General features: G+C 72.3%; 8 protein-coding genes and 1 pseudogene. 5 read left to right on the top strand and 4 right to left on the bottom strand.

Annotated elements, in window-relative coordinates; all coding sequences use genetic code 11:
- Positions 1-162 precede the first annotated feature (162 nt).
- Positions 163-426, bottom strand: a complete 264-nt coding sequence (locus CR470_RS32365) for a WhiB family transcriptional regulator (protein WP_003968728.1) — start codon at positions 424-426, stop codon at positions 163-165.
- A gap of 708 nt (positions 427-1,134) precedes the next feature.
- Here CR470_RS32365 and CR470_RS32370 point away from each other — a divergent pair.
- From CR470_RS32370 to CR470_RS32380, 3 genes are read left to right on the top strand one after another with little or no spacing between them, the layout of a single operon-like run.
- Positions 1,135-1,635 carry a cysteine dioxygenase gene (locus tag CR470_RS32370; RefSeq protein ID WP_097871028.1) on the top strand — a complete coding sequence of 167 codons (501 nt, stop codon included), beginning with the start codon at positions 1,135-1,137 and terminating at the stop codon, positions 1,633-1,635.
- Positions 1,636-1,648: 13 nt separating this feature from the next.
- Entirely contained in the window at positions 1,649-2,605 is a 957-nt protein-coding gene (cofD, locus tag CR470_RS32375; protein WP_097871029.1) for a 2-phospho-L-lactate transferase, read from the top strand.
- Positions 2,602-3,987, top strand: coding sequence for a coenzyme F420-0:L-glutamate ligase (locus tag CR470_RS32380; protein WP_097871030.1), 1,386 nt, complete (start codon positions 2,602-2,604; stop codon positions 3,985-3,987). Before cofD ends, CR470_RS32380 begins: the two co-directional genes overlap by 4 nt.
- Before the next feature lie 156 nt (positions 3,988-4,143).
- Here the strand turns inward: CR470_RS32380 and CR470_RS32385 are convergent, their stop codons facing one another.
- The 3 genes from CR470_RS32385 to CR470_RS32395 form a co-directional block, all read right to left on the bottom strand.
- Positions 4,144-5,151 (bottom strand): DNA-3-methyladenine glycosylase family protein, encoded by a 1,008-nt coding sequence (locus CR470_RS32385; protein WP_097871031.1) that lies wholly within the window; start codon positions 5,149-5,151, stop codon positions 4,144-4,146.
- Between the two features lie 69 nt (positions 5,152-5,220).
- Entirely contained in the window at positions 5,221-6,312 is a 1,092-nt protein-coding gene (locus tag CR470_RS32390; RefSeq protein WP_097871032.1) for a nucleotidyltransferase family protein, read from the bottom strand.
- Positions 6,313-6,391: 79 nt separating this feature from the next.
- Entirely contained in the window at positions 6,392-7,909 is a 1,518-nt protein-coding gene (locus CR470_RS32395) for a peptidoglycan recognition protein family protein (RefSeq protein WP_097871034.1), read from the bottom strand.
- A 137-nt stretch (positions 7,910-8,046) separates the two neighbouring features.
- Between CR470_RS32395 and CR470_RS32400 the strand changes: the two genes are divergently transcribed.
- Together CR470_RS32400 and CR470_RS32405 are read left to right on the top strand one after the other, a co-directional pair.
- Entirely contained in the window at positions 8,047-8,799 is a 753-nt protein-coding gene (locus tag CR470_RS32400) for a TIGR03089 family protein (protein ID WP_097871033.1), read from the top strand.
- Positions 8,800-8,988: 189 nt separating this feature from the next.
- Positions 8,989-9,288 (top strand): annotated as a pseudogene (locus CR470_RS32405) (LCP family protein); the annotation flags it as partial.

A 9,288-nucleotide genomic window follows, 5' to 3' on the forward strand; every position in this document is an offset into this window, starting at 1 on the left:
GGTCCGGTCGGGGGACGTCCGGGGTCTGTTTCTGGTCCGAAGTGGCCCGATGCGGTCCAGGTTGGTTCGGGGCGGTTCGGGGCGGTCCAGGGTAATTCGGGGTGGTTCGAGTGCGATGGCCGGTGGCCGACGTCCGGTGGCGGGGCCCGCCAGGGGCGGACGTCAGATGGCGGCCTTCTTGAGGCGCCGCCGCTCCCGCTCGGAGAGCCCGCCCCAGATTCCGAAGCGTTCGTCGTTGGAAAGGGCGTACTCAAGGCATTCCGAACGCACCTCACAGGCGAGGCAGACCTTCTTGGCCTCCCGGGTGGATCCGCCCTTTTCGGGAAAGAAGGACTCGGGGTCGGTCTGGGCGCACAGTGCGCGCTCCTGCCAGCCGAGTTCCTCGTCCGCGTCCTCGACCAGCAGTTGCTGGAACAGCTCGGTCATATGCGCCCCTCGTCTGTCTCTTGCGTCCCGTGATGCAGCCGTTTGCGGCTGAACGACACGAGTGAAATTACAAGTGTGTATCTCCGGGCCAGTCAAGCGAGGATCTGCTATTGGCCCAGGGATTCACTCTGCGGAACCAAGCGTATGCAGAAAGTGTTCAAATCAGCAAAAACCTGACATATGCCACTGGCCCCACAACTCCGCACCCTCTCCCTGGAGAGACGAACGGGGGTGCCCTTGTGTTGCGATTCGATCACCGAAGCGATCAAGATCACAGTCAGGTCACGGAACGTCAGTCGCGTTTGAGGGCGCGGATGATGCGCCACATGTCCCTGCTCAGAGGCGCATAAACCTTTCTCCGAAACCGACAACCGGAAGGGGTGAAACATTGCCCCCATATCGGGCATTGGGTTGACAGCGGACGGCCGAGCCGGTCTCCTTGGTCCCATGCCAGCGACCACAGCCATGCGCGTCACCCACATCCGTGGGTTCCGTAGTGCTGTCCAGGCCCGCTGTTGCTGTTCCAGCTGTCACAGCTGTTGATGCCGTAGCGCTCCAGCTCTGATCCAGCCTCTCCGGTCGAGCGTCTTTCTCCGTCTCCTCCTGCTCCTCCCCCGCATCTCGCACTCCCCGCGGCTTCTTCCGAGCTGCCGACGCTCACCGCGACTCCCCGCACGTGCACTCCCATGCCGAGGAACCACCGCAGCCATGAACAGCGACAGCGACCTTCAGATCGCCGGCGACATCCTTGAGGTCCAGCACCTCCTGCAGCCCGCCCGCGAGCACCCCTCCACCGTCTCCGAATTCGTCGGCCTCGCACGCTCCATCGCCGCCGACCGCGCGCGGTGGGCCGGAATCGTCCAGTACGACTCCGCCTCCCGCTGGTACCACCGCCTGCACCAGGGCCCCGGCTACGAGGTGTGGCTGCTCAGCTGGGTGCCGGGGCAGAGCAGCGGTCGACACGACCACGGCCTCTCCGCCGGCGTACTGACGGTCCTGGGAGGTGAGTTGACCGAGCACACCGAGCGCGGGACGCGGGCTCTCGGCGCGGGCGCGCAGCGTGCCTTCGGCCCCGGGTACGTCCACGAAGTGGTCAACGACTCGCTCGAGCCGGCCGTGAGTCTGCACATCTACTACCCGGGCCTGACCGAGATGCCGATGCACGCCACGCAAAGCGCCCCGACCACCGTGGGCGCCGTACCCGCCTGACAAACTGCTCTGCATGCGCATTGTTGTTCTGGCCGGTGGCATCGGCGGTGCCCGCTTCCTTCGCGGCCTCAAGCAGGCCGCGCCCGACGCGGACATCACGGTGATCGGCAACACGGGTGATGACATCCATCTGTTCGGGCTGAAGGTCTGTCCCGACCTCGACACCGTGATGTACACCCTCGGCGGTGGCATCAACGAGGAGCAGGGCTGGGGGCGGACCGACGAGACCTTCCAGGTCAAGGAGGAGCTCGCGGCGTACGGCGTGGGCCCCGGGTGGTTCGGGCTCGGCGACCGCGACTTCGCGACCCATATCGTCCGTACGCAGATGCTGGGCGCGGGCTATCCGCTGAGCGCGGTCACCGAGGCGCTCTGCGCCCGCTGGCAGCCGGGCGTACGGCTGCTCCCCATGTCCGACGACCGGGTCGAGACGCATGTGGCCGTCGAGACGGACGGCGAGAGCAAGGCGATCCACTTCCAGGAGTACTGGGTGAAGCTGCGCGCCTCCGTCGAGGCGCAGGCGATCGTGCCGGTCGGCGCGGAGCAGGCCAAGCCGGCTCCGGGGGTGCTGGAGGCCATCGGTTCGGCCGATGTCATCGTCTTCCCGCCGTCGAACCCGGTGGTGTCCATCGGCACGATCCTCGCCGTGCCCGGGATCCGGGAGGCCATCGCCGAGGCCGGGGTGCCGGTCGTCGGCCTCTCCCCCATCGTCGGGGACGCGCCCGTGCGCGGGATGGCGGACAAGGTGCTCGCCGCGGTGGGCGTCGAGTCGACCGCCGCGGCAGTGGCCCAGCACTACGGTTCGGGGCTGCTGGACGGCTGGCTGGTGGACACGGTGGACACGGGTGCGGTCGGCGAGGTCGAGGCGGCGGGGATCCGCTGCCGGGCGGTGCCGCTGATGATGACGGACGTGGACGCGACCGCCGAGATGGCCCGGCAGGCGTTGGATCTGGCCGAGGAGGTCCGGGCGTGAGCGGTTCTCCTGGCGCCGCCGGCGACGGTCTCGCGGCCTCCGGTGGTCCTTCGGCTTCCCGTGGGCCCTCGACCTCCGGTGCGCCCTCTTTTCGGGTCTGGGCGCTGGCCGGGATTCCTGAGGTGCGGGCCGGTGACGATCTCGCCAAGCTGATCGCCGCGGCCGAGCCGGGGCTGGTCGACGGGGACATCCTGCTCGTCACCTCGAAGATCGTTTCCAAGGCCGAGGGCCGGATCGTCGAGGCCACCGACCGCGAGGCCGCCATAGACGCCGAGACCGTGCGGGTCGTGGCCCGGCGCGGGACGCTGCGGATCGTGGAGAACCGGCAGGGTCTGGTCATGGCCGCCGCCGGGGTCGATGCCTCGAACACGCAGGCCGGGACCGTGCTGCTGCTGCCCGAGGACTCCGACGCCTCCGCCCGGGCCATCCGGGACGGGCTGCGGGACGCCCTCGGCGTGGAGGTCGGCGTCATCGTCACGGACACCTTCGGGCGGCCCTGGCGCAACGGTCTGACCGATGTCGCGATCGGTGCGGCCGGGGTGCGGGTGCTGGACGATCTGCGCGGCGGGACGGACGCGTACGGCAATCCGCTCAGCGCCACGGTCGTGGCCACGGCGGACGAGCTGGCCGCGGCCGGGGACCTGGTCAAGGGCAAGGCGGAGGGGCTGCCGGTCGCCGTGGTGCGGGGGCTGCGGCACGTGGTGTCTCCCGGTGACGAGGACTCCGCCGGTGCTCGCGCGCTCGTACGGAGTGCGGCCGACGACATGTTCCGGCTCGGGACGTCGGAGGCGGTCCGTGAAGCGGTGACGCTGCGGCGTACGGTGCGCGAGTTCACCGACGAGCCGGTGGATCCGGGGGCCGTGCGGCGGGCCGTGGCCGCGGCGGTGACGGCGCCCGCCCCTCACCACACGACGCCGTGGCGGTTCGTGCTGCTGGAGTCCGCCGCGTCGCGGACCCGGTTGCTCGACGCGATGCGGGCCGCGTGGATCGAGGACCTGCGGCGCGACGGGAAGAGCGAGGAGTCGATCGCCAAACGGGTGCGGCGCGGGGATGTGCTGCGCGACGCGCCGTATCTGGCGGTGCCGTGCCTGGTGATGGACGGCTCGCACACGTACGGGGACGAGCGGCGCGACACCGCGGAGCGCGAGATGTTCGTCGTCGCGGCGGGTGCGGGCGTGCAGAACTTCCTGGTGGCGCTGGCGGGTGAGCGGCTGGGGTCGGCGTGGGTGTCCTCGACGATGTTCTGCCGGTCCGTGGTGCGGGAGGTGTTGTCGCTGCCGTCGTCCTGGGATCCGTTGGGGGCGGTGGCGGTGGGGCATGCGGCGGGGGTGCCTCGGGAGCGGGGCGTTCGGGACGCGGAGGCGTTTCTCACCGTGCGGTGAGGTGGGGGTGGGTGCTGGTGGGTGCCGCTGCGCGGGGCCTTCCCCCACCCGCCCCTTCCCGGAACCGGGGCTCTGCCCCGGGCCCCGCTCCTCAAGCGCCGGAGGGGCTGGAAATGCCACGCCCCGGAGGGGCTGGGAGCGCCGGCCCCGGAACGGCTACAGGTGGGTGATGTTGCCCGGGGTCATCCTCGGGGCCCGGCGTTTCGGGGTGTGGCCCGAGAGCAGGATCAGGCGGGTCGCCCGGTGGCGCTGGCCCTCGTACGGGGTCAGCAGGGACAGCATCTCCTCGTCGTCCGCGTCGCGGCGGTCCGCCAGGGCATGGCCGACGATGCCCGGGAGGTGCAGGTCGCCGACGGTGACCGCGTCCGGCGCGCCGTTCGAGCGCTGGAGGGTCTCGGACGAGGTCCAGGGGCCGATGCCGGGGATCAGTTCCAGGCGGGCCAGGGCCTCGGGGAGGTTCATCGTCGCCGCCTCCTCCAGCCGGCGGGCCACGCGTACCGCGCGCAGGATCGTCGACGATCGCTTGGCGTCGACGTTCGCCCTGTGCCATTCCCAGGACGGGATCATCGCCCACCCCCGCGGGTCCGGCATCACGTGCAGGCCCAGGTCCGCGGTGGGGCCCGGGGCGGGGGTGCCGAAGCGGCGGACCAGGTGGCGCCAGGCGCGGTACGCCTCGTCCGTGGTGACCTTCTGCTCCAGGATCGAGGGGATCAGCGATTCCATGACCAGGCCCGTGCGCAGCAGCCGCAGGCCGGGGCGGCGGTGCCGGGTCAGGGCGAGCAGGCGGTGGCGGGGGACGAAGGCGTCCGGGTCGTCGTCCGCACCCAGGAGCGCGGGAAGCCCCGCCAGCAGCCAGTCCGCGCCGGGGCCCCAGGCCGCCGCCTCGATCCGGCCGCCGCGCGCCGCGACGCGCAGGGTGCCGGGGCCCTCGGGCGTACGGGTGGCCCGCCAGAACGTGCCGTCCGCGACCATCCGGAACGTGGGGTCCGCCGGACCCCTGCGCAGGGGTCCGAGGACGAGGCGGAGGTCCAGCGGGCCGGGCGGGGTCCACTCCCGGGTCAGCGCCGGGCCGTCGTGCGCGGGCGTCGTCGCCCGACGCGCCGGGGCGGCAGCCTGGTGCGGCAGCACCGCTCGCGCGGAGCGGGGGGCGAATCGTCCTGCCACGGGTGGGCCTCGGGGTTCTGGGGGGAGAGAAAGGTCGGTCCCTTTGAGGGTACGGGTGCGGGTACGGGACTACTGGTCCGAGGAGAAGCGGACCGAGGCGTCCGGCAGGACCGCGCCGCACCAGATCCTGACCCCGTCGCGCAGTTCGTTGTCCGCGCCCACCTGCGCCCCGTCGCCGATCACCGCGCCCGCCAGCACCGTACGGTCGCCGATCCTGGCGCCGGCCCCGACCAGGGAGTCCGTGATGACCGCGCCCGCCTCGACGACCGCACCGGCCAGGATCGCCGAGCCGTCGATTCTCGCGCCCGCGCCGATCACCGCGCCCTCGCCGACCACCGTGCCGCCGGTGAGCTTGGCGTCCGGGGCCACGGAGGCGGTCGGCAGGACCAGGCGGTCGCCGCAGCGGCCGGGGACCGCCGGGGAGGGTGCGCGGCCGAGGACGAGGTCGGCGGAGCCACGGACGAAGGCGCCCGGGGTGCCGAGGTCCAGCCAGTACGTGGAGTCGACCATGCCCTGGAGGTGGGCGCCGGAGGCGAGCAGTCCGGGGAAGGTCTCGCGCTCGACGGAGACGGGACGGCCGGACGGGATGGAGTCGATGACCGAGCGCCGGAAGATGTACGCCCCGGCGTTGATCTGGTCGGTGACGATCTCTTCCGGCGTCTGCGGCTTCTCCAGGAAGGCCGTGACCCGGCCCGTCGCGTCGGTCGGCACGAGGCCGAAGGCGCGAGGGTCCTCGACCCGGGTCAGGTGGAGGGAGACATCCGCCCCGGAGACGGTGTGCGAGGTGACCAGGGCCCGGATGTCGAGCCCGGTCAGGATGTCGCCGTTGAAGATCAGGACCGGTTCGTCCGGTCCCGAGGACAGCTTCGGCGCGACGTTGCGGATGGCTCCGCCCGTGCCGAGCGGCTCCCGCTCGGTGACGTACTCGATGTGCAGACCGAGCGAGGAACCGTCGCCGAAGTGCGGTTCGAAGACCTCCGCCAGGTAGGACGTGGCGAGCACGATGTGCTCCACCCCGGCCGCCCTGGCCCGCGCCAGCTGGTGGGTGAGGAAGGGGACCCCCGCGGCCGGAACCATCGGCTTCGGGGTGTGCACCGTGAGCGGGCGCAGCCGGGTGCCTTTGCCACCGACCAGGAGGATCGCTTCTTTTGCCTCTGTCACAGCACCGTCTCTGCTTCCTGCTGGGGCCTGGCCTGGTTGTGGCTGGCCAGTCTAAGCAGACCGGTCGGAAACGCCCCGGTCAGCGGCCCTGCAGTTTGGCGGAGGTGGTCCGGGCCTTGCCGAGCTTCTTGTAGAGACGCGCTCCGGGACATTCGGTTGCGAAGGCGTTCCGATGGCCCGAGATGACGTTCATTTTGACCTTCCTGCCCTTCGCGTACTTGCCGCTCCCGCCGGAGACAAGGGTGACCTTGCCCTTGGGGTTGGCCCCGAACAGTCCGAGCTTCCAGGCGGTGAGCTTGGAGACGCCGGTCACCGCGGCGGCGGGCGGGTTGGTGGAGGAGTAGGTGCCGAGCACCGCGACCCCCATGGTGTTGGTGTTGAAGCCCAGCGTGTGCGCTCCGAGGACCGCCCTCGCGACGCCTCCGGCCCGGCCCTCGTAGATGTTTCCGCACTTGTCGACGGCGAAGTTGTAGCCGAAGTCGCGCCAGCCGCTGCTCCTGACGTGGTAGCGGTAGATGCTGCGGAGCAGCGAAGGGGCCTGCTTGCAGGTGTAGTTGTTCCCGGACGCGGTGTGGTGCACGAAGGCCGCCTTGACCGTCCTGGTGTAGGCGAAGTTGCGCTCGCGGAGCTTCTCGTCCGCGCCCCAGCCCTTGCGGGTGATGATCTTCGGCCGGGGGCCGATGTACGGCTTCGCCCCGGCCGCGACGATCGCCGACTCCTCTGCCGTCTCCGCCTTGGTCAGCGCGGGGATGACGGCCGCGCCGAGCGGCGCGAGTTCCGCGTTGACGGCCGAGGCGGCGGCGGATTCGGCGGTGAGCACCTCCGGCACGCCCGCCGCCGTCGGCGGCACCGGGTTGCCGGCGAAGATCGCCTGGGTGACGGTCCGGCCGACGGTGTCGTCAGCGGGTTCCGGCACGGGGTCCTCGCCGGGGTCGACGAGTTCGAGGCGCAGCCCTTCGGGGAGCGGTGGGGCGGCGGACGGGTGCCGCGGATCGGCCGCCTCCGGGAGTACGCGTACCTCCACGCCGTCCGAGTCGCCGACCCAGAGCGGGGCGGTCGCTCCGCGCGCGGCGCCGGACGCCCGCTCGGCGCTGTCCAGGTCGGCGGCGTGTTCGGCGTTGTGGGTCTCGACGTCCTGCCAGTCCGACCAGCTCGTGCCGCCGGTCGCCCGGGTGCGGACCTGGACCGTGCCGTGGAGTTCGGCTTCGGCGTCGTCCCAGACCACGCCCACGAGGGAGAACGGCCGGGCCGTCCGCCGGTCCAGCCCCTGGCCGGACGCCGCCGGGCCCACGGCCCGGTCGGAGGGTGCGGCGAGGGGTTCCAGGGGCAGGGACTGCGTCGAGCCCGCGAGAGCGTCCGCACGGGTCTCGCCGGTACGCGGCGGGGCGGATTCGGGGGCGGTCGCTTCGTTCGCTTCGGTGGGGGCGGCTTCGGCCCGGGCCGACGGCGGGCCGGACCCGGGCGACCCGGGGGACAGAGAAGGAGGCCGGGCCGAGGCGGAGTGCGCGGCCGGGGCGGACAGGGCGGGGGCGGCGAGCGGCAGGGTGAGGGCCGCCGCGCAGGTGACGCCGACTGAGGTGACCAATAGTGCACGCATACGCACGATCGTGGTCATACCGTCACAGGTCCGGCTACCCGGGCATCCGCCCCGCTTTGACGCCCCGTCGGCCGAACCGGTGTACGTGATACCCGTTCAGCCCGCCGCGCTCAGCGCCCCCGCGTACGCTTGCGCGGATGAACTCCAGCGACCGCACCCCCGCCGACCTGCTGCGATCCGCCCTCGCCGCGGACCCGGCCCGCCCCTTGGTCACCTTCTACGACGACGCCACCGGAGAACGCGTCGAACTGTCGGTGGCCACCTTCGCCAATTGGGTGGCCAAGACCGCCAATCTGCTCCAGGGCGACCTGGCCGCGGAGCCGGGCGACCGGCTCGCCCTGCTGCTCCCGGCGCACTGGCAGTCCGCGGTCTGGCTGCTCGCCTGCTCCTCCGTCGGGGTCGTCGCCGACGTCCAGGGCGACCCGGCCGCCGCCGACCTCGTCGTGACCGGCCCGGACACCCTGGAGCGGGCGCGGGCGTGCCGGGGCGAGCGCGTCGCCCTTGCCCTGCGTCCGCTGGGCGGCCGGTTCCCGCAGGCGCCCGAGGGGTTCGCGGACTACGCGGTGGAGGTGCCGAGCCAGGGCGACCGCTTCGCGCCCTTCGCCCCGGTGGACCCCGAGGCGCCCGCGCTGGCCGTCGGCGGGGCCGGGCTGACGGGTGCGCAGCTCGTCGCCCGGGCCCGCGAGGACGCCGACGCCCTCGGACTCGTACCGGGGTCCCGACTGCTCACCGGGCGTACGTACGACACCTGGGAAGGGCTGAGTGCCGGGCTCTTCGCGCCACTGGCGGCCGGTGGGTCCGTGGTGCTCTGCCGCCACCTCGGGCAGCTCGACGCGGACGGGCTGGCCCAGCGGACCGCGAGCGAGCGGGTCACCAACACCGCGGTATGACAAGCGCCCTGAGGTGCACTCGTCCGGCCCACAGCGGGCCGAGTCCTCGGCAATCGGCTCCGGGGCGGGTAGATGATCGGGCGGTACAGACCACTCTCCTGGCCGTGCACAACCAAGCGTGAGTTTCAGCCGTCTACTCCTGCGACCGGCGGCCCCTCGCGCCGCCGAACGTGAAGGATGGACGCAGACGTGACCGACAGTGCTGGCCCGCCGTCCGACCCGGACCACCCGGCCGGGAACAAGCCGCAGGGCAGGTCGCAGGAAGAGCCCGGGCCCGAGGGCGTGACCCCCGAGGACGGGACCCCACAGGGCGGTTCGCCACAGGACGCTGCCCGGCGTGACGGGACCCCGGCGCCCGGGGACGCCCAGGAGCCCGCGAAGCCGGCGGACACCCCGCAGGCCCCGGACGGCCCGGTGGCCGGGGAGGAGACCCCGGCCGCCGCGTCGCCGGAGCCCGGGATCGAGCCCGAGCCCGCAGAGGGCGGGAGC

It is taken from the genome of Streptomyces sp. rh34 (assembly GCF_002551245.1).
GTDB lineage: Bacteria > Actinomycetota > Actinomycetes > Streptomycetales > Streptomycetaceae > Streptomyces.

What these genes read in the sequence shown, in the direction of transcription:
- CR470_RS32370 (WP_097871028.1), top strand. Translation starts at nt 1,135, where the DNA reads ATGAACAGCGACAGCGACCTTCAGATCGCCGGCGACATCCTTGAGGTC.
- CR470_RS32395 (WP_097871034.1), bottom strand. Translation starts at nt 7,909, where the DNA reads ATGCGTGCACTATTGGTCACCTCAGTCGGCGTCACCTGCGCGGCGGCC.
- CR470_RS32400 (WP_097871033.1), top strand. Translation starts at nt 8,047, where the DNA reads ATGAACTCCAGCGACCGCACCCCCGCCGACCTGCTGCGATCCGCCCTC.
- CR470_RS32365 (WP_003968728.1), bottom strand. Translation starts at nt 426, where the DNA reads ATGACCGAGCTGTTCCAGCAACTGCTGGTCGAGGACGCGGACGAGGAA.
- cofD (WP_097871029.1), top strand. Translation starts at nt 1,649, where the DNA reads ATGCGCATTGTTGTTCTGGCCGGTGGCATCGGCGGTGCCCGCTTCCTT.